The sequence below is a fragment of the Clostridium zhoujianii genome (assembly GCF_051590805.1).
Taxonomy (GTDB): Bacteria; Bacillota; Clostridia; order Clostridiales; family Clostridiaceae; genus Clostridium.
In genome coordinates this window covers 2,441,308-2,460,582 of record NZ_JBPUTF010000001.1, presented here as the reverse complement: position 1 = coordinate 2,460,582, position 19,275 = coordinate 2,441,308, and the positions used below count along the sequence as shown (strand labels likewise).

Below are 19,275 nucleotides of genomic sequence, written 5' to 3'. Positions count from 1 at the left end.
ATAATATAATTAGAATATAGAATAATAATTGGAGGAATAAGATGAGAAAGTTAGCCTTATTTGATGTTGATTATACTATTACTAAAAAAGAAACTCTTATGGAGTTATTTAAGTATAGTATAAAAGAAGATAAAAAAAATCTAAAGTATTTACCGAGAGCAATATATAGCGGATTAATGTATGTAATAGGGGCTTTTGATGAGAAGAGGGTAAAAGAATGTTTCTTAAAATTCTTAGATGGATCGGAAGAGAAGGATATAGAGGAATTAGTTAAGCGATTTTATAAAAATAGATTGAGTAAAATATTATATGAAGATTCAATAATGATGATGAAAAAATTAAAAAAGGAAGGTTATGATATTTATTTAATATCAGCATCACCAGAATTTTATCTTCAACAGTTATATGCCATAGAAGAGGTGGATAGAATAATAGGTACTAAATTCCACTTTGCTGATGGGAAATTTAATAGAAAAATGAATGGACATAATTGTAAAGGTGAAGAAAAGGTTAGAAGGTTGAAAGAGGTATTAGCAGAAGAAAATATTGAAGTGGATTTTGAGAATTCCTATATGTTTTCCGATTCATTATCAGATAAACCATTATTAGATTTAGTAGGGAAGCCTTTTTTAATTAATTATAAGAAAAAACACGATATAGAGATATTAAGATGGAAATAGGGGGAATTAAATAGTGAGTGAATGTATTAGAGAATTTTATATTGAAAATGGTGAAATTAGAAGCATAGATAATTGGGTAGAAGAAAGGGAGGGGAAGATGGTATATGAAGTAATGCGTATCATTAATGGAAGGCCATTATTTTATGATGAACATTACGATAGAATGATAAATTCATTTAAGATTAGCAAATTTAAGTTTGAGTTTGATAGAAATCAGATTAGGAATTATATTGAAGAGTTAGTGAGTGAAAATAAAATAAAAATAGGAAATATAAAAATAACGTACAATATGCAGACAAAGACCCTAAGGATATTTTTAATTAAACATAAATATCCAACAGAAGATATGTATAGAGAAGGAGTCAAAACTGTTCTATACTTTGGAGAACGAGAAAATCCAAATGCTAAGGTTATTAATAATAGCTTTAGAGAAGGGGTAAATAATAGATTAAAGGAAACAGATTCATATGAGGGTATTTTAGTAGATAGAAATAATTATATAACTGAAGGTAGTAGATCGAATATATTTATGATTAAAAATAATAGTATATATACCTCAAAAATTGAAGCAGTATTACCAGGAGTTACAAGAAATGAGATAATTTGCGTTGCAAAAGAGAATGGGATTGAAGTAATAGAAGAGAATGTTAAGTATACAGAATTAGAAATGTTTGATGCTTTATTTATCTCTGGAACATCACCCAATATACTTCCTATAAAAAGTGTGGGGGAATTAAAATTTAATGTAAAAAATACCTTATTAAGAGAATTGATGAGACTATTTAATGAAAAAATTGCAAAAAGTATAGAAGAATAGAGATAATTTTGTAAAAATAATTATATTATGCTCATATATTACATAATTATAAGGTATATGATATACTAAGAAAAAGGGGATTTTATGGGAGATGAGATATTATGAAGAAAGAATATTCTGGTAGTACTTTAGAAGAATGTTTGGCTAAAGCAGAGGAAAACCTTTCAATTCCGAGAACTGAAATCGATTATGATATCATAAAGGAAGAGAGAGGATTTTTTAAGAAATATTACGAAATCCTTGTTAAAAATGAAGTCATTAAAGAGGTAGAAAAGCCAATTGAAAATGTATTTATTGAGGCTGATAGGATAAGAATTGAAATGCCTGAGGATAGAGAATTAGATCTTGAATTTGATGAGGATATCAAGATTATAGTTAATGAAAAGGAAGTAAAGAGTCTCACTAAGGTCACATCTTTAGATATTATAAGATATGAATGTAATGGTGAAATTGCTAAAAGAGAATTAACTGTTAAATTAGGTGATGATAAATTATCAGCAATGGTATCTGTAGAGTATACTCCGGAGAAGCTACCAGAAATTACGTGTAAAATTCTTGGTAATAAATTAAAGATAATAAAATCTACAATAGATGGAGCTTTACCATTGCCTTATAATAAGGATGATATTATTGAAGCCTTAAATAAGCAAGGGATAGTATATGGTATACTTAAAGAAGAGATAGAGGATATATTAAAAAAGGACATTATAGATGAGGTAGTCGTAGCTAGGGGGGTAGCACCTATTGATGATGAGGATGATAGGATAGAGGTTTACTTCGAAGGCTCAAGGAGGACTGTTTCGGAAGATTCTAGTGAGAGAATAGATTATAGAAATCTTTATTCTATTGCAAATGTATTTCCAGAAGATCTTCTGGCAGAATTAAAGTTAGGTAGAGAAGGTAAAGAAGGTATAGATATATTTGGGAAAGTAGTTAGTAAAAGGTGCAAAAAAACAGTGAAATTAAAAGCAGGAGATGGTTGTAGAATTGTAGGAAATAAAGTTTTATCAAACATAGAAGGACGTCCAACTATGAAGGGAGGAGTTTTTTATGTTAATAAGGTTTTACAAACATCTTCGGATGTTGATATAAAGAGTGGAAACATTAGGTTTGTAGGAGATGTCCAAATAGATGGAAATATAAGAACAGGTATGTTGGTAGAGGCAGGGAATAGTGTCGAGGTTAAAGGAAATGTTGAAAGTGGTAGGATAATTGCGCAAGGGGAAGTAAGAATAAGTGGAAGTGTAATTAATTCTATATTGATTGTCGGTGCAAAGGATTTAGACAAGCAATATTATTTAGAAACCTTGGAGAGTTTTAAGAAGGATATAGAAGAGTTACTTAAATCTGTAGAGCAAATAAAAGATGGTAATTTTCTAGGTAATAGGTCAGAGGGAGAAGTAATAAAATTACTTATAGAAACTAAGTTTAAGGGAATACCGAGGAAAGCACTAGTTATTTTAAGTATTGAAAAAGAAAATCAAGAGTTAATTAGGTTTATTAAAGAAAAAATAATAGGCAATATGCCACTAAATATAAAGTTTTCCAATGAATTGTACGATTTAATAAAGTATATAGAAAAAGAGATTGAGGAAATTAATAAAGAAAGGTTTATTCCTGTAGATGTTAAAATGAAATATTGTCAAGATTCACAAGTTCAATCTACTGGTAACATATTCATTACTGGTAAAGGACAATATATATCTGAGCTAACTGCTAAGGGAGATATAGAATTTCTTGAAAGTGGAGCTGTATCAAGGGGTGGAACTTTGATAGCAGGTGGAAATATAAAAGCGAAAGTTATCGGTAGTATAGCAGGAGTCACAACAATATTAAAGGTACCTAAAGATGGCATCATAACAGCTGATATAGCTTACCCAAATAGCTTATTTTATTTTGGTGAGAGACAGTATAATTTAGAATTTGCATCTAAGGATGTTAAAGGGTATTTAGATGAAAAAGGTGAAATTGTTGTAGAAAAAATTTTACTGTAGGAGGATTCAAAATGGAAAGCAAAGAGATGAAGATACTTATATTTAGCTTGAATGGAGAGCATTATGCTACTGAAATAAGTGATGTTGAAAGAATATTAGGTTATACAGAAGCTACTGGAATGCCTGATGTTCCTGATTTTGTTGAAGGGATAATTAATTACGAAAGTAGGATATTGCCAATAATAAACCTTGCAAGAAAGTTTAATTTTATTTCAGAAGAGAAAAAGGAATCTACAAAGATTATTGTTATAAAGAAAAATGAGAAAAAATTTGGAATAACTGTAGATAATGTTTATGAGGTTACTGATGTTAGAAATGACTTGTTTGAAGAAGCTCCATTAATAACTACAACTATCTCAAACAATTATGTTAAAGGTCTAATAAAATTAGAAAATAGGATAGTAATTCTTTTAAATATGAAAAATATACTATCACAAGATGAGGAAGCGTTAATATTTTAGGGGGTAACAATTAAGATGACCGAAATAAAAGTTGGTATTGCAGATTTAAACTTAGTGTTATCACCAGGAAAAATAATGACTATAGGCCTTGGTTCATGTATAGGAATTTCTTTGTATGATAAAACACTAAAGATAGCTGGTTTAGCACATATAATGCTACCAGATAGTAAACAATTTAAGAACATTCCACAGCCCTTAAAATTTGCTGATTTGGCAGTGCCAATATTAGTTAAAAATATGGAAGCCCATGGATGTAAAAAAAGAAATCTAGTAGCGAAAATTGCAGGTGGAGCATCCATGTTTAATTTTTCGGATAAAAGTATGGTTAGTGACATTGGTAAGAGAAATACTATAGCTGTTAAAGAAACATTAAAATGTGAAAGTATACCAATAATTGCTGAAGAAACTGGTGGAAACAAAGGAAGAACTATGATTGTTGATTCAATGGATGGTACAGTTACTATTAGAGTGGTTGGACAAGATATATTAACGTTATAGAGAGGTGTATTTAATGGGAAAATCTAGGGTGATAGTTGTAGATGATTCAGCCTTTATGAGAAAACTGATATCAGATATGATTAGCTCTGATGAAAAATTTGAAATAGTAGCAAAGTTAAGAAATGGAAAAGAACTTTTGGAAAAGATTGATAACTTAAAACCAGATATAGTAACTTTAGATTTAGAGATGCCTGTACTGGATGGGTTATCAACATTAAAAGAATTAAAAAGATTGAAAAAAAGATTTCCTGTAATTATGCTTAGTAGCTTAACTGGAGAAGGTTCCAGACAAACTATTGAATGTTTAGAGCAAGGAGCAGTAGATTTCATAGAAAAACCATCAGGAAGTATCTCTTTGGATATAAAAAAAATTGAAGATACCTTATTGAATAAAATGCATGCCATTTTAGACGAGCCAGGTACAAGGGAAACAAAGAGAATAGTAGCGGGGAACAAAAGAGTAATGAGACCTAACTTTGGAGTAGAAGCTATTCTTGTTGGAGCATCAACTGGAGGTCCTAAAGCATTACAAAAGGTATTAACTAAACTTGATGGTGATATAGGCGTTCCAGTGCTAGTAGTACAACATATGCCTAAGGGATTTACAAAAGCTTTTGCAGAAAGACTTGATAATATTTGCAAATTAAAGGTTGTAGAGGCTGAAGAAGGTATGAATATAGTGAGAAATACTATATATATTGCGCCAGGTGGCTTTCATATGACTATTGGAGAAAATAAGAGAATTAAGTTAGATCAAGATCCTACAATTTGGGGGGTAAGACCAGCAGTAGATAAGTTATTTAAATCTGCAGTTAAGGTTTATGGTGGCAAATTAATTTCTGTAATTCTTACAGGAATGGGTAGAGATGGTGCTAACGGCACAGAGGATGTAAAGGATTCAGGTGGAATTACAATTTCACAATCTGAATCAACATGTATTATTTATGGAATGCCTAAAGCGGCATATGAGACAGGTAAAGTTGATATGGTTTTGCCACTAGAAGAGATTGGTGGGAAGATTACGAGTTTAGCTAAGGGGAGATAGGTATAATATGGAGTTTAATGATTTTCACAAATGGGTGCATAAAGAGCTTGGAATTAATCTTACAGCCTATAAACCCGATCAGTTAAATAGAAGAATTAATAGTTTAATGGGGAGAGTTGGTATAGCTTCATTAGATGATTATGCTAAGGTGATAAAAAGTGACCCAGAACAGAGGCAAAAGTTTCTTGATTTTATAACTATAAATGTTACTGAGTTTTTTAGAAATCCAGATTTGTTTGATGAACTGGAAGAGTTAATTAAAAAGGAATTAATGCCAAACTCGAATTCTTTAAAAATATGGAGCGCTGCTTGTTCTATTGGTTGTGAGCCTTATACAATGGGAATTATTCTGAAAAGGTTGAATCCGTTAGGTAGATATAATATTATAGCTACAGATATAGATAATACTATTTTATCTAAAGCAAAAAAGGGAGAATATATACAATCAGAAATAAAAAATATAAAAAATGCAGATTTAAATAAATATTTCACTAAAGTAGACGATAAATATGTTATAGAAAATAGTATTAAGTCTTTAGTTACATTTAGAAGGCATGATTTGATACTAGATAGCTATGAAAGTGGCTTTGATATAATATTATGTAGAAATGTTGTTATTTACTTTAATAATGATGCTAAGAATCAAATTTATAGAAAGTTTAGCGATTCATTAAGAAAAGGTGGACTTTTATTTGTAGGGGCAACAGAAAGTATTTACAACTATAAGGAATATGGTTTTGAAAAAGCATCTACTTTTATTTATAGAAAGCTGTAAGGAGGAATTATAATGGATACTTCTCAATACATGAATATGTTCTTAGAAGAATCAATGGAAAATTTACAGACATTGAATGAAACATTATTAGATCTAGAACAAGATCCAGATGATGTGGATAAATTAAATCAAATTTTTAGAGTTGCACACACAATTAAAGGTATGGCTGCTACAATGGGGTTTACCAATATAGCAGAATTAACCCATAAGATGGAGGATGTCTTATCTAAGTTTAGAGAAGGTGAACTTAAAGTAACTCAACAGGTAGTAACTGTACTTTTTGATTGCTTGGATACTCTTGAAAAAATGGTTAGTAATGTTGAAGAGGGTATAGAGGATAACGTAGATATAGAAGGGATAATGAAAGATCTTCATGATATATCAGAATCTAAAGCAGTAGAATCAGCTATTACTGTTATAGAGGAAGATAGTAATGCTTCAGAAGAAATACATGGAATGGAATTAAATGAATATGATATTTCAGTAATTAAGCAAGCACAAGAAAAGGGATTTAATGCTATAAAAATAAAAATAACCTTAAGTGAAGACACTTTATTAAAGTCTGCAAGGGCATTTTTGATAGTAAAAGATTTAGAGGAAGTTGGAGAAATAGTTAAATCTGTACCAGCAACAGAGGATATTGAAAATGAAGATTTTGATTACGAACTTTCTTTTTTAGTAATAACTAATAGCTCAGAAGAAGAGATAAGGAAATTAGTTGAAGGCATATCAGAAGTTAGAAAGGTAGAGGTTTCTACTGTTGAGTTTGAAAAAGAAGTGCTGGAAATAGGGGAAAAGAAGGAAGTCAAGCCGAAAGAAATACAAAAAGAAAAAGAAGAGAAGGTTGTTAAAAAAGCTGTACAGAAAAAAGAAGGAAATAAGAAGGCCCATCAATCTGTAAGGGTAGATCTTGAAAGAATAGATAAGCTAATGAATATGGTATCAGAGCTTGTAATATATAGAACAAGATTAGAGCAGATTGTTTCCAACTATAAGTCAGCTGATTTGATAGAAACTTTAGAGCAAGTTGGAAGAACTACTACTGATCTACAAGATTTAGTTATGAAGATTAGAATGCTTCCACTGGACACTGTATTTAACAGATTCCCAAGGATGATAAGAGATGTATCAGTAGAATTGAATAAGGAAATTAATTTTGTTATAGAGGGTGCAGATACAGAACTTGATAGAACAGTTATTGATGAAATAGGAGAGCCTCTAATACATCTTCTTAGAAATGCAGCAGATCATGGTGTAGAATCAAAGGAAGATAGAATAGCAGCTGGAAAAGATCCAGTTGGAACAATAAAACTTGTAGCATATCAAGAAGGAACAAAAGCATTAATTAAGGTAATAGATGATGGTGCAGGTGTAAATGTTGAGAAGGTTAAGGCAAAAGCGGAAAAGGTTGGTATAAATACAGAAGGTTTAAGTGAAAATGATATTAAAAACTTGATTTTTGCTCAAGGATTTAGTACAAATGAAGTTGTAACAGATATATCTGGTAGAGGAGTAGGAATGGATGTTGTAAAAACAAAAATTTCTGCACTAGGAGGAACTGTTGATCTTATAAGTGAAGAAGGAAAAGGATCAACATTTATAATTCAATTACCGTTAACTTTACAAATAATACAGGCTTTACTTGTTAAAGTTGGTGAAGAAACCCTAGCAATATCTTTAGGCTTTATAGATAGAGTAATTGATTATAAAGAAGAAAATATAAAGAGAACTAATGGGAAAGAAGTTATAATCTATAGGGGAGATGTTATTCCACTAATACGATTAAATGAAAGACTTGATATAGATGCAGATGAAAGTAGCAAAAAATTTGTTATAATAGTGAACGTAGGAGATAAAACCATTGGTTTACTTGTAGATTCTTTATCAGGACAGCAAGAAATAGTTATAAAACCATTAGGTAAGACATTAAAGGGTCTAAATGAGTATATAGGAGCAACTATATTAGGTAATGGATTAGTTACATTAATACTTGATGTGGGAGCTTTACTATAAATATAAAAAAGTGGGAGGTATAAGATGGAGCAGAAACAGTTTACTCCTATACAATTAGATGCACTAAAAGAAGTATCTAATATAGGAGCTGGTAATGCAGCAACAGCACTTTCAATAATGCTCGGTAAAAAGATTGATATGACAGTACCGGCTATTAACATAATAAAATTCGATGAATTATTTAATAGTGTTGGAGAAGAAGAAGTAGCTGGGACAATTGTAAGAGTACTTGGTGATATACCAGGGAACATATTAATTGTTTTTAAGAGTCAAATTGCTAAAGAAATAGTTGCAATGTTGACAGGCGTTAGAGAAGATGAAATTTCAGAGCTTGGAAATTCTGCTTTATGTGAGATTGGCAATATATTATCAGGCTCATATATGAATGCAATAGCAGAGTTTACAGGGTTGCATGTTGTACCATCAGTACCTGCAGTTGCTTATGATATGATTAGTGCAATATTAGCAACAACTTTTGTGGAATCTGGACAATATGATGAGTATATTCTAGACATAGAAACTGTTTTTTTAAATGAATTAAGCAATAATGTTGGAGCTCATTTTTACTATATACCGGTTCCGGGATCAATTGAAAAAATATTAAAGTCTATAGGCGTAAATTAAATTGGAGGTATGAATAATGGCTAAAGTATTAATAGTTGATGATGCAGCTTTTATGAGAATGATGATAAAGGATATCTTAGAGAAAAATGGATTTGAGGTAGTTGGAGAAGCTAGCAATGGATTAATGGCAGTTGATCTATATAAGAAAGAAAAACCAGATGTAGTAACAATGGATATAACTATGCCTGATATGGATGGTATTGAAGCAGTAAAGGCAATTAAGGCATTTGACCCAAATGCAAAGATAATTATGTGTTCTGCAATGGGTCAACAATCAATGGTTATGGATGCTATCAAGGCTGGAGCAAGAGACTTTATAGTTAAGCCTTTTCAAGCTGATAGGGTGCTAGAAGCAATAAAGAAAGTTATTGGGTAATACCAATCTTGTAGGAGGGGTGCTTAATGCAAATTGTTGTATTTAAGCTTGGTGATGAGCATTTTGCAGTTGAAACTGAGAGAGTTCAAAGTATAAGTGATATGATGGGAATTACTTTAGTTCCTAAAGCACCAAGTTATATAAAAGGATTAATTAACTTGAGAGGAAGTATAAAATCTCTGGTAGACATAAACTTGCTTTTAAATGTAAATTCAGCTGAAGAGCAGCAAAATATAATTATTTTAACTGTCGAAGATGAAGAAATTGGAATATCAGTAGATGAAGTAGAAGAAGTATTAGACATAGACGAAAAGTTAATTCAAAGCATGGATGGGGAAGATGCAAGTCCATATATTAAAGGAATACTTAATTACGATAATAAATTATTAACAATTATAGATATTGATAAACTTCTAAATTAAAAAAGAAACGAGGGAGAAGTATGGCAGACGTTTTATCCCAAAGCGAAATTGATGCCTTGTTATCTGCCTTATCTACAGGAGAATTGGAACCTGATCAGTTGCAAAAAGATGAAGAGAAGCATAAAGTGAAAGTTTATGACTTTAGAAGTCCACAAAAGTTCTCAAAGGATCATATAAGAACTCTTGAATTAATTCATGATAACTTTGCTAGAATTATGTCAAATTATCTTACAGCCCAGGTTAGAAAAAACGTTAAAGTTAAAATAGAAACTGTAGAGCAGGTAACTTATGAGGAATTTATACACTCAGTTCAGAATCCAACAATTATGACATTATTTAAGATGCCCCCATTAACAGGAACAATATCACTTGAAACCAATCCACAGTTCTCATTTCAAGTTATAGATGTTCTTTTGGGTGGAACTGGAGACAGAATGAGTGTTAGTAAGGAATTTTCAGACATTGATAAGAATATTATGTTGCAAGTGACTTCTGGAATGATATCAAATCTTAAGCTTGCTTGGGAGGATATAATTCATGTGGAGCCAGAGGTGGAAGGACTGGAAACAAATCCAGCCATTAACCAGACATTGGCGCCTAATGAACCTGTAGCGCTTATAACATTTTCTGTTGAAATGGGAAAGAGCAATACATTTATTAATTTATGTATACCATATCTAAGTATAGAAAAAGTCTTAGATAAACTAGTTGTGCAGTATTGGTTCCAAAATGAAAATCAAGAGTTAATGGAGGAATCAAGGCATAAGCTTGAAGCAGGATTAATACCAGTAGAAGTAGATGTAGCTGTTGAATTAGGAAATACACATCTTAGTGTAGATGAGTTCTTGAAATTAACAGCCGGAGATGTAATTAAACTAGATAGCAAGTGCACAACCCCTATAAAGGTTTATGTAGAAGATCAAGAATGTTACTATGCTAAACCAGGAACAGTAGGGAAAAATATGGGCGTTGCTGTGTTAGATATAATAGATAAGGATGTGAAAGAGTATGAGTAACGGTTTTCTATCCCAGGAAGAAATAGATTCACTACTAGGTGGTGGTGATGAACAAACAACAACCGTAACAAATAATACAAGTCAAAGTATACTAAGTGATATAGAGAAAGATCTACTAGGGGAAATAGGTAATATTTCAATGGGCTCTGCTTCAACAGCACTTTATCAAATTATTAACCAAAAGGTTAATATAACAACTCCAGTAGTAAGTATCACGACATTAGGTGAAATAAAAGAAACTTTTGAAACACCAACGATAGTTTTAGATGTTGAGTATACAAGTGGTATTGTTGGTAGAAATATCTTAATAATAAAGACTGAAGATGCTGCAGTTATTGCAAACTTGATGATGGGTGGAGATGGTAAGGTAGAGAGTAATTCTTTATCAGAATTGGAAATAAGTGCCGTTCAGGAAGCTATGAACCAAATGATAGGATCAGCCGCTACATCCATGGCAACTATGTTTTCTAGGGAGGTTAATATCTCACCTCCAATTTCAAAGATATGGAATGAAAAGTCAGATCTACTTTCGGATAATATATCTGAGAATGAAGAGATAGTAAGAGTAAATTTCAGAATGACTATCGGAGATTTAGTTGATAGCAACATAATGCAAATATTACCTGTGAAAACAGCTAAGAAAATTGTTTCTATAATGATGGGGCAAGAAGATGATGATTCAGCTCAACCACCAATAAATGAACCAATTCAAGAAGTAGCAGTTACATATGAACAACCAATAGAACAAGATTATGAATCAGCTTCACAAATTGTTGAGAAGCAAATCATAGAGAAGCCTGAACCACAGGTTGAAGTGCATCAAGCAAGCTTTGAGCCATTAAAACCAGTAGCTACAGGTACTTCACATAAAAACATAGACTTAATACTAGATGTACCATTAGATATATCAGTTGTTCTTGGTAGAACAAAAAAGAGTATAAAAGATATATTAAATCTTGGAACAGGTTCTTTAATTGAGTTAGATAAATTAGCAGAAGAACCAGTAGAGATATTAGTAAATGGTAAGAAGATAGCATTTGGAGAAGTTGTAGTTGTAGATGAAAACTTTGGTGTTAGAATCACAAGTATAGTAAGTAATGCTGAGAGAATTAAGTCACTTAAATAAAGTATTTGAAATAGAAGAGAAGCTAATCCATAGATTTTGTGATTAACTTCTCTTTTTATATAAAAAAGAATGATTTGTAACTAAAAGAAAAAGAATTTACATATATAGTCTAAATTCTTTTTTTATGTATTCGATAATAGAATATAGGAAGTTGTTTGGAGGGGAAAGAATGAATGTTAAGGGAATAAATTCTTGCAATATAATAAATATATATAATAAAAATCAAAATAGAGTAGTTGATAAGGGAGATAGTACAAAGGCGAAAGATAGAATTGAAATATCTGAACTTGGAAAAAGCCTAACTAACTATTCACTTGATGAGATAACTGGGAATAACACTGCTAGAATTATGGAATTAAAAAATAAGGTGGAAAATGGAACATATAATGTTGATGCTAGATTAACTGCTAAAAGTATATTAGATAGCATAAGGGAGAGTAAACTTTAATGGTACATGAATTAATAGATATCATAAGAAGTGAAGAATTAGCATTAAGTAAGCTATTATCACTATTAGAAGAACAATATAAACATATTATGGAGAAGAATGTGTTTGAACTTGATGGTATGGTAGAAAAAATAAAACTTTGTAATAAAGAAATTGCTGAAGAAGAAGTTCGTAGAAGAAAACTAGTGGGAACTAATAGTATGAAAGAGGTTGTAAGGAACTATAAAGACGAAAATCTAGATAATGCATATAGAGATATAAAAAAGTTAATAGAAGTAGTAACTATGCAAAAAGAAACGAATGAATTGCTTATAAGGCAACAAATGAGTTTTAACGCACAGATATTAAATATAATAAATCCTAGAAGAGAAATTAAAACTTATAACTCTTATGGGAACCTTTCAAGATAGGAGGAATGTAGAATGTCAGGATTATTTTCCACATTTAACATAGCAAAAAGAGGGTTAAGTGTATCACAAAAAACAATTGATGTTACATCGCATAATATATCAAATTCTAATACACCAGGTTATTCAAGACAAAGAGCTAAGATAGAAACAACAAGACCATATGGCGGCAATACAATGGGATCGAGTGTTCAACCAGGACAATTGGGGACAGGTGCACAAGTTCAGGCTATAGAAAGAGTAAGAGATGAATTTTTGGATTATCAAGTTAGAGGAGAAACTAGTACATTAGGGAAATATGATGTTAGAAATAAATTTTTATATGAAGTAGAAAATATATTTAACGAGCCATCAGATACTGGTATATCAACCTTAATGGGAAAATTCTTTGATTCATTTCAAGAATTATCTAAGCAACCACATAATTCAAATGCAAGAACTGTTGTAGCACAACAAACTTTAGCTATGACAGATGCTATAAATCATGCATATACAAAATTAGAACAATTAGAGCAGAATGCACAGCAATTGCTTAAAACAAATGTTACCGATATTAATAGTAAGTTAAACCAAATAGATCAACTAAATAAAGAGATAATTAGTGTAAAGACATCTGGACAAAGCCCAAATGATTTAATGGATAAAAGAGATACTCTTTTAGATGAGCTAAGCTATAAGTTTAATATAACAATAGATAAAGAAGCCTTTGAAGGGATTAATGTGAAACCTTCAGATGTTGGTGGTATGAAAGTACCAAATCTAGTTAATGCAAGTCAAAATTCAGATGTTGCTAGATTTTCATATATAAGTTCCATTGAGAAAGATCCAAATCAACCTAATGTACATGTGATTACATATTATAAGTTGGGGAGTATGGATAATGGTGAAAACAAACAGACTTTAAGAGTTACTGACTTAAGCGACGAACAGGTTAAAGAGTTAAATTCAAGTAGAATATTATGGGCTAATTCGGAGGGACAAGCTACAAAAGCCGATGGATTCCCTATTAAAGATGGAGCAGTAATAGGTTCATCAGAGTTAATGTTATTTAAGCCACAAACTGGAGAGGTGTCTGGAAATATTTCCATACAGGCTGATATTCAGAATTATAAAGATGAACTAAACAAGCTTGCTAAATCAATTGCATTTTCAGTGAATGCTATACATAGTGGGTTATCAAATCCTATAAATGGAGGGGGAAATCCAGATAGAGACTATCTACCATTCTTCGTTAATAAAGATATAGTTAACTATAATAGAAATGGAGAGGTATCGAATTTAGATCAAACCTTACTAGCTGAAAGTGAGATTACTGCAAAAAATATCACTATTAATAAGGAATTAATAGAAGATGTTATGAAGATTAAGACGAAAACTCATGATAATGACTATGCATATTCATCACAAAATACAGAAGATGGAGAAGCAGATGGAGCAAGAGCATTAGCAATAGCACAATTAAGAGATACATTACTAAGAGTTCAAGATTTTGGTGTAACAATAAATTCTAGAGAAGATTTATTTAATTCATCAAAAGGTGGAAGTACATTTACCAACAACGGTATGACAATATCAAATAATAACGATGGAATGAAGATGGACTCATATTATAAAGATACTATAGATAGACTTGGTATTCAGGCACAAGAAGCAGCAAGAGTTGTAAATAATCAAGAGAATATGCTAGGTGAACTTGAAAATAGTAGAGATTCCATATCTGGGGTATCCCTTGATGAAGAGATGGCAAACTTAATACAGTTCCAACACGCCTATAATGCAAATGCTAAGATTATATCGACTGTAGATGAATTACTAGAAGTTGTAGTTAATGGATTAAAGAGATAATTAAATAAAGAGGAAGTGAAATAATGAGAGTTACAAATAGAATGTTATCAAATAATTATTTAAGAGATATGAGAAGCAATCTAGGAAATATGCAAAAGCTTAATGGACAGTTATCTTCAGGTAAAGAAATTAGAAGGCCATCAGATAATCCATTTAAGGTTGCTAGAAGTATGCAGTTACATACAGATATAAATACAAATAAGCAATATAATGAAAATATTAAGGATACTATTAATTATTTAGATGCAACAGATCAAGCGTTGTATCAAGCAACTAATACTATGCAAAGAATTAGAGAACTTATGGTATCAGCAGGGAATGCTGCCTATGGAAGTGATGAAAGAAAAGCTATAGCAGATGAAATGAACGAAAGAGTTTCAGAAATTACACAAATACTTAATACAAATTTTGATGGTAAATATATTTTTGGTGGTACTAAAGCATCATCTAAACCATTAGATACTAAAGCAAACTCAAATACAGGAAATAATGAGATAATATTCGTTGATAAAGAAGGTAATGAGCTACCTACTAATAGTGATGATCCTTATGTACTAAGCCAATTAGATATGATAGGAAGTAAGTTAAGTACAGAAATTTCTCAAGGGGTACTTATGGATTATAATGTAAGTGCCAAAGAGATTTTAACCTTTAAAAACAAAGATGGTAATGAGATTAATGTTATTAATCTCATGAATGACATAGTTAATAATCTTACATCAGATAATGGTTTAGATACAAATAAGGTTATTAACGAAAACTTAAGTGCAATTGATGATGTAGTTAATAATTTATTAACTATAAGATCGGAAGTTGGAGCTAAACAAAATAGAATGGAATCAGCTCAACTTAAGAATGAAGATGAGAACTTTAATATGACTGACATATTATCAAAGACAGAGGATATAGATTTTACGGAGAAAACTATAGAATTTAGTATGGCACAAACAACATATATTGCTTCATTACAAGTTAGTGCAAAAATTCTTCCACCTTCATTGATGGATTATATAAGATAGGAGGAATTTAAGTGGATATTCTATTTAAAAAAGGTATACCAGGATTTAATGGGTATAAAGAATATGAACTAAAAGAATTAGAGGAATCTAGTATATGCAAGATGCTTCAATGTAAGGAAGATCTAGAGTTGGGACTAATAATAATTTCACCATTTGAAGTAGAGGAAGATTACGAAATAAAATTAAGTGATGAGTTAATAAAAAAACTTGAGATTACATCTCCTGAAGATGTAATGCTGTATACAACGGTAACTTTAAATTCAGATATAAATAAGATAACTACAAATTTAAGAGCACCTATAATTATTAATATTAATAAGGGATTAGGCGAACAGATAATAGTAGAGAATGAAAGTTACAAAATAAAGCATCCTATAATTAAGGGGTGATAATATGCTAGTTATTACAAGAAAACAAGGGGAATCTATTTTGATTGGTGATGATATAGAGATATCAATATCAAAAGTAGAGGATGGGAGTGTAAAGATTGCAATAAATGCACCTAGGGAGCTTACTATATTAAGAAAAGAGTTATACAAGGAAGTAGAAACTGAAAATATAGAAGCTTCAAAGATTGACTTAAAATTACTTAAAAATTTAAAAAAATAGGGGTGAAATGAATGGATATGAGGGTTATGGGTCAAGGAGGACAGACTAACCTTAATGTTACACAAAGTGATTCATTGGTTATTGAAAGTGTTAATAGTGAAAAGAAGACCGTAGAAAATGATGGTAAGTCCAAGGATAAAGATATACAAAGAGCTGTAGATAAACTAAATGATTTTTTAAAAGGTGAAAATACATACGCAGAATATAAAGTTCATGATAAATTTGGTGATGTAATGATAAAGATAATAGATAACGATACTAAAGAAATTATCTTAGAGGTTCCACCAAAGAAAATATTAGATATGATAGCTAATTTATGTGAAGCTGTTGGTGTAGTACTTGATAAGAAGGCATAGTATATGGAATTTAGATTAAATAAAATTGACACTGATATAAGAAGAAAGTTAGCTGAAGAGGTCAAGGACGACAAGGTTCATGCTAAGAAAGATAAACCTATAGAAAATAATACAAAGAATCCTTTTGTTGAATGTGACAAGGATAATGAAGAAAATAAAACTTCAAAAAAGACACACATTACAATTGATGGAGTAATGGATAACAATAAAAGGATAACCATAGATGCAGAAAATGAAAAAGAGTTATCAGGGCAAGCATTTGTTGGGACAATAATAGACAAGATTAAATAGGAGGGACGTCATGTATCCTAATGGTTACAACGTATATAAAAATAATAGTGTAAATTACGCTTCTAAGGAGCAATTGCTTTTAATGTTAGTAGATGGAGCAGTAAAGTTTGCTAAAAGATCTGAAAGGGCTCTTCTAGAAAATAATATAAAGGCTTCTCATGAAAATTTAGTGAGAACACAAGATATATTTATAGAATTAATGAGTAGTCTTGATAAGGGAGCTGGGGATTGGGCTGTTCAACTATTTAAAGTTTATCAATTTATTAATGATAAATTAGTTGAGGCTAATCTTAAGAAAGATGTTAAAATTTTGAATGAAGTTATGCCATTAATAGAAGAAGTAAGAGACTTATGGAATGAAGTATATGATAAAGCTAAGATAGAAGGAAAATAAAGTAAAGAGGTGGTTTTATGAGAATTACAGGGTTAGCTACTGGTTTAGATATGGATAGTATTATTAAGGAATCAATGAAACCTTATAGAGTAAGAATTCAGCAACAACAGCAAAATAAAGAAATTTTAGAAATAAAACAAAAACTTTATAGAGATGTTATTAAGGATAGTAGGGAACTGTATAATAAATATTTTGATGTTACTAAGAGTGACAGCTTATTACTAAGCAAAAATTGGACAACTACCAAGTTCCAATCATCAAACGAAAGTGCTGTAACGGTAACAGCAGGGAGTGGCGTAAATCCAGGGAGATATACTGTTGAAGGTAAAGCTGCAACAGCAACTAAAGCAGTAGTAACTACAGGATTAGACAAGGATGATAAAATAACTATTAATGGTAAGGAATTCACTTTAAAAGGAGAATCTGAGAAAGAAAGAGCTGCAAATCTTAATACTGAGTTGAAAAATGCTAAAATGAATGTAAGTGTTAGATATACTGACTTTGCAGCTGACAGTGAAGGCGCTTCTAATAATAAAAAAGGCTTCATTTTTGAATCAACGGTACTAGGTAGCAATAGTACATTTACTATTGGAGGTACAACAGAGGCCAAAAACGACTTTAAAGTAGATGGTAAAGATGCAACAGGAGTGTCTGTAACTTCAAGTGGTTTTACTCTTGATAACCTAGTAAAAGAGGGCTCAATAAAGATTGGTGATAAAATAATAGATTTAGATATTCAAAATGATACCCTAGTAGATGAAGATAGAATTGCGATATTAAATAAAAAAATAAGTGATTATAAATTGACTGCAAAGTTAGAAAATGGACAGATAACATTTACAACTACAGAGGTAGGTAGTAAGGTTGAAAGACCTAATATTGAAATAGGAAGCAGCGTCGGAGATGTATTTACTGATGGAACTGATGCAACTAATAGCGTTAACACTATTAAAGCAAGTGACATTTCAGGAAAGAAAGTTTCAATAAATGGAAATGTAATTGATCTATCAAAGGCAAATGGTGATGAGGTAGATTATTTAAATGAAGTATTAAAAGAGCAGAACATGGGTATTACTGCTGGAAGAGATAGTAGTGGGAATATTATATTTACATCCAACGCCACTGGCTCAAATAGTGGTATAGATGTCATAACTATTGATGGTTCAGCAAGTATTACTCAAGGAGAAAATGCTGAGATTAAAATAAGAGATGATAAAGGTGGAGTGTATACTCATACAGGAGTATCGAACACTGTAACTTTAGATGGAGTAACATTTAAGATTAATGGTACTATTCCAACTGAAGGTGTAAAAATTACAGGTAAAAGTGATGTAAATGAAGTAAAAGATAAGTTAGTTAACTTCATTAATGATTATAATACATTGATGGAAAAATTAAATACTATTACTAATGAAAAAAGAAATAGAAGTTACATGCCTTTAACAGATGAACAAAAGAAGGAAATGTCAGAAACGGAAATTAAGCTTTGGAACGAAAGAGTAGAAAAGGGACAATTAAGTAGAGATTCAGATATAACTAGAATTGCAAATAAGATGAAACAAGCTATGAGAGGTTTAGTTGACGGGGTTGGAAGCAATCTTGAGAAAATTGGAATAAAGCCAGTGTCAGATTATCAAGGTGCTAAGAATGGAACCTTTACTATAGATGAATCTAAACTGATAGCAGCACTAGAAACAAATTCTGAAGAGGTAATGAATTTATTTGTTGCTAACCCAACAGATAGCAAAAACTTAACTGAACAAGAAAAATATAATAAAATGGGTATAGCGCAAAGGTTAAAGAGTATTTTATATGATGAAACAGTTACAGTATCATCAAGGTTAATAAAGAAAGCAGGAATAGAAGGTACAGCTTCAGCTACAACAAATGAGTTAACTAAAAGTATAGAAAAATATGAAAGAAAGATGAAAGATATGGAGACAGATTTTTCAAGGAGAGAGCAAGCTCTATACTCTAAATATGCTACACTAGAGACTATGATGAATAAATTAAACTCTCAACAAAGTTATCTTGCATCACAATTAGGGTTATCATAAGA

23 protein-coding genes are annotated in these 19,275 nt (G+C 31.0%); all 23 read left to right on the top strand.

Translation table 11 applies throughout. From position 1 onward, the window contains the following. Positions 1–41: 41 nt before the first annotated feature. The 23 genes from ACSYT2_RS11610 (at position 42) to fliD (ending at position 19,273) form a co-directional block, all read left to right on the top strand. Positions 42–680 carry an HAD family hydrolase gene (locus ACSYT2_RS11610; protein WP_430855368.1) on the top strand — a complete coding sequence of 213 codons (639 nt, stop codon included), beginning with the start codon at positions 42–44 and terminating at the stop codon, positions 678–680. 13 nt (positions 681–693) lie between these two features. Continuing rightward, a complete protein-coding gene (locus ACSYT2_RS11605) occupies positions 694–1,497 on the top strand; it encodes an aminotransferase class IV (protein WP_430855367.1) in 804 nt (267 codons plus the stop codon). Between the two features lie 101 nt (positions 1,498–1,598). Further along, complete coding sequence (locus tag ACSYT2_RS11600; protein WP_430855366.1) at positions 1,599–3,491, top strand: flagellar assembly protein A; 1,893 nt, start codon at positions 1,599–1,601, stop codon at positions 3,489–3,491. A gap of 11 nt (positions 3,492–3,502) precedes the next feature. Beyond that, positions 3,503–3,952: a chemotaxis protein CheW gene (locus ACSYT2_RS11595; protein ID WP_430855365.1), complete on the top strand. Its 450-nt coding sequence runs from the start codon at positions 3,503–3,505 to the stop codon at positions 3,950–3,952. Between the two features lie 9 nt (positions 3,953–3,961). Continuing rightward, positions 3,962–4,450, top strand: a complete 489-nt coding sequence (locus ACSYT2_RS11590; protein WP_430855765.1) for a chemotaxis protein CheD — start codon at positions 3,962–3,964, stop codon at positions 4,448–4,450. 13 nt (positions 4,451–4,463) lie between these two features. Beyond that, on the top strand, positions 4,464–5,495 hold the full coding sequence (locus ACSYT2_RS11585; RefSeq protein WP_438384818.1) for a protein-glutamate methylesterase/protein-glutamine glutaminase: 1,032 nt from the start codon (positions 4,464–4,466) through the stop codon (positions 5,493–5,495). Between the two features lie 7 nt (positions 5,496–5,502). Then, a complete protein-coding gene (locus ACSYT2_RS11580) occupies positions 5,503–6,270 on the top strand; it encodes a CheR family methyltransferase (RefSeq protein WP_438384817.1) in 768 nt (255 codons plus the stop codon). A gap of 12 nt (positions 6,271–6,282) precedes the next feature. Further along, positions 6,283–8,283 (top strand): chemotaxis protein CheW, encoded by a 2,001-nt coding sequence (locus ACSYT2_RS11575; protein ID WP_430855362.1) that lies wholly within the window; start codon positions 6,283–6,285, stop codon positions 8,281–8,283. Between the two features lie 24 nt (positions 8,284–8,307). Then, positions 8,308–8,907 (top strand): chemotaxis protein CheC, encoded by a 600-nt coding sequence (locus ACSYT2_RS11570; protein WP_430855361.1) that lies wholly within the window; start codon positions 8,308–8,310, stop codon positions 8,905–8,907. A 16-nt stretch (positions 8,908–8,923) separates the two neighbouring features. Next, complete coding sequence (locus ACSYT2_RS11565) at positions 8,924–9,283, top strand: response regulator (RefSeq protein WP_430855360.1); 360 nt, start codon at positions 8,924–8,926, stop codon at positions 9,281–9,283. Positions 9,284–9,309: 26 nt separating this feature from the next. Further along, complete coding sequence (locus ACSYT2_RS11560) at positions 9,310–9,705, top strand: chemotaxis protein CheW (protein WP_430855359.1); 396 nt, start codon at positions 9,310–9,312, stop codon at positions 9,703–9,705. Between the two features lie 20 nt (positions 9,706–9,725). After that, the gene (fliM, locus tag ACSYT2_RS11555; protein ID WP_430855358.1) at positions 9,726–10,721 is read left to right on the top strand and encodes a flagellar motor switch protein FliM; all 996 of its coding nucleotides are present in this window, start codon (positions 9,726–9,728) and stop codon (positions 10,719–10,721) included. Beyond that, entirely contained in the window at positions 10,714–11,847 is a 1,134-nt protein-coding gene (gene fliY, locus ACSYT2_RS11550; protein WP_430855357.1) for a flagellar motor switch phosphatase FliY, read from the top strand. Before fliM ends, fliY begins: the two co-directional genes overlap by 8 nt. Positions 11,848–12,016: 169 nt before the next feature. Then, entirely contained in the window at positions 12,017–12,295 is a 279-nt protein-coding gene (locus ACSYT2_RS11545) for a flagellar biosynthesis anti-sigma factor FlgM (RefSeq protein ID WP_430855356.1), read from the top strand. Continuing rightward, positions 12,295–12,705: a flagellar export chaperone FlgN gene (gene flgN, locus ACSYT2_RS11540; RefSeq protein WP_430855355.1), complete on the top strand. Its 411-nt coding sequence runs from the start codon at positions 12,295–12,297 to the stop codon at positions 12,703–12,705. The genes ACSYT2_RS11545 and flgN overlap by 1 nt, the downstream gene beginning before the upstream one ends. Before the next feature lie 12 nt (positions 12,706–12,717). Then, a complete protein-coding gene (flgK, locus tag ACSYT2_RS11535; RefSeq protein WP_438384816.1) occupies positions 12,718–14,547 on the top strand; it encodes a flagellar hook-associated protein FlgK in 1,830 nt (609 codons plus the stop codon). Between the two features lie 23 nt (positions 14,548–14,570). After that, complete coding sequence (flgL, locus tag ACSYT2_RS11530; protein WP_430855353.1) at positions 14,571–15,566, top strand: flagellar hook-associated protein FlgL; 996 nt, start codon at positions 14,571–14,573, stop codon at positions 15,564–15,566. Between the two features lie 11 nt (positions 15,567–15,577). Then, positions 15,578–15,955 (top strand): flagellar assembly protein FliW, encoded by a 378-nt coding sequence (gene fliW, locus ACSYT2_RS11525; RefSeq protein ID WP_438384815.1) that lies wholly within the window; start codon positions 15,578–15,580, stop codon positions 15,953–15,955. Positions 15,956–15,959: 4 nt separating this feature from the next. Further along, the gene (gene csrA / locus ACSYT2_RS11520) at positions 15,960–16,175 is read left to right on the top strand and encodes a carbon storage regulator CsrA (RefSeq protein WP_430855351.1); all 216 of its coding nucleotides are present in this window, start codon (positions 15,960–15,962) and stop codon (positions 16,173–16,175) included. A gap of 11 nt (positions 16,176–16,186) precedes the next feature. Next, positions 16,187–16,531 (top strand): flagellar protein FlaG, encoded by a 345-nt coding sequence (locus tag ACSYT2_RS11515; protein WP_430855350.1) that lies wholly within the window; start codon positions 16,187–16,189, stop codon positions 16,529–16,531. A 3-nt stretch (positions 16,532–16,534) separates the two neighbouring features. Then, positions 16,535–16,822 (top strand): hypothetical protein, encoded by a 288-nt coding sequence (locus tag ACSYT2_RS11510; protein ID WP_430855349.1) that lies wholly within the window; start codon positions 16,535–16,537, stop codon positions 16,820–16,822. A 10-nt stretch (positions 16,823–16,832) separates the two neighbouring features. Then, on the top strand, positions 16,833–17,216 hold the full coding sequence (gene fliS / locus ACSYT2_RS11505; protein WP_430855348.1) for a flagellar export chaperone FliS: 384 nt from the start codon (positions 16,833–16,835) through the stop codon (positions 17,214–17,216). A gap of 17 nt (positions 17,217–17,233) precedes the next feature. Next, on the top strand, positions 17,234–19,273 hold the full coding sequence (gene fliD / locus ACSYT2_RS11500; RefSeq protein ID WP_438384814.1) for a flagellar filament capping protein FliD: 2,040 nt from the start codon (positions 17,234–17,236) through the stop codon (positions 19,271–19,273). Positions 19,274–19,275 lie beyond the last annotated feature (2 nt).

Excerpts from the sequence above, each read along its gene's own strand:
- ACSYT2_RS11595 (WP_430855365.1), top strand. The coding sequence starts at position 3,503 with ATGGAAAGCAAAGAGATGAAGATACTTATATTTAGCTTGAATGGAGAG.
- flgK (WP_438384816.1), top strand. The coding sequence starts at position 12,718 with ATGTCAGGATTATTTTCCACATTTAACATAGCAAAAAGAGGGTTAAGT.
- fliM (WP_430855358.1), top strand. The coding sequence starts at position 9,726 with ATGGCAGACGTTTTATCCCAAAGCGAAATTGATGCCTTGTTATCTGCC.
- ACSYT2_RS11545 (WP_430855356.1), top strand. The coding sequence starts at position 12,017 with ATGAATGTTAAGGGAATAAATTCTTGCAATATAATAAATATATATAAT.
- ACSYT2_RS11585 (WP_438384818.1), top strand. The coding sequence starts at position 4,464 with ATGGGAAAATCTAGGGTGATAGTTGTAGATGATTCAGCCTTTATGAGA.
- fliS (WP_430855348.1), top strand. The coding sequence starts at position 16,833 with ATGTATCCTAATGGTTACAACGTATATAAAAATAATAGTGTAAATTAC.
- ACSYT2_RS11515 (WP_430855350.1), top strand. The coding sequence starts at position 16,187 with ATGGATATGAGGGTTATGGGTCAAGGAGGACAGACTAACCTTAATGTT.
- ACSYT2_RS11580 (WP_438384817.1), top strand. The coding sequence starts at position 5,503 with ATGGAGTTTAATGATTTTCACAAATGGGTGCATAAAGAGCTTGGAATT.
- ACSYT2_RS11565 (WP_430855360.1), top strand. The coding sequence starts at position 8,924 with ATGGCTAAAGTATTAATAGTTGATGATGCAGCTTTTATGAGAATGATG.
- ACSYT2_RS11510 (WP_430855349.1), top strand. The coding sequence starts at position 16,535 with ATGGAATTTAGATTAAATAAAATTGACACTGATATAAGAAGAAAGTTA.
- flgL (WP_430855353.1), top strand. The coding sequence starts at position 14,571 with ATGAGAGTTACAAATAGAATGTTATCAAATAATTATTTAAGAGATATG.
- fliD (WP_438384814.1), top strand. The coding sequence starts at position 17,234 with ATGAGAATTACAGGGTTAGCTACTGGTTTAGATATGGATAGTATTATT.
- csrA (WP_430855351.1), top strand. The coding sequence starts at position 15,960 with ATGCTAGTTATTACAAGAAAACAAGGGGAATCTATTTTGATTGGTGAT.
- ACSYT2_RS11610 (WP_430855368.1), top strand. The coding sequence starts at position 42 with ATGAGAAAGTTAGCCTTATTTGATGTTGATTATACTATTACTAAAAAA.
- fliY (WP_430855357.1), top strand. The coding sequence starts at position 10,714 with ATGAGTAACGGTTTTCTATCCCAGGAAGAAATAGATTCACTACTAGGT.
- ACSYT2_RS11570 (WP_430855361.1), top strand. The coding sequence starts at position 8,308 with ATGGAGCAGAAACAGTTTACTCCTATACAATTAGATGCACTAAAAGAA.
- ACSYT2_RS11600 (WP_430855366.1), top strand. The coding sequence starts at position 1,599 with ATGAAGAAAGAATATTCTGGTAGTACTTTAGAAGAATGTTTGGCTAAA.
- flgN (WP_430855355.1), top strand. The coding sequence starts at position 12,295 with ATGGTACATGAATTAATAGATATCATAAGAAGTGAAGAATTAGCATTA.
- ACSYT2_RS11560 (WP_430855359.1), top strand. The coding sequence starts at position 9,310 with ATGCAAATTGTTGTATTTAAGCTTGGTGATGAGCATTTTGCAGTTGAA.
- ACSYT2_RS11575 (WP_430855362.1), top strand. The coding sequence starts at position 6,283 with ATGGATACTTCTCAATACATGAATATGTTCTTAGAAGAATCAATGGAA.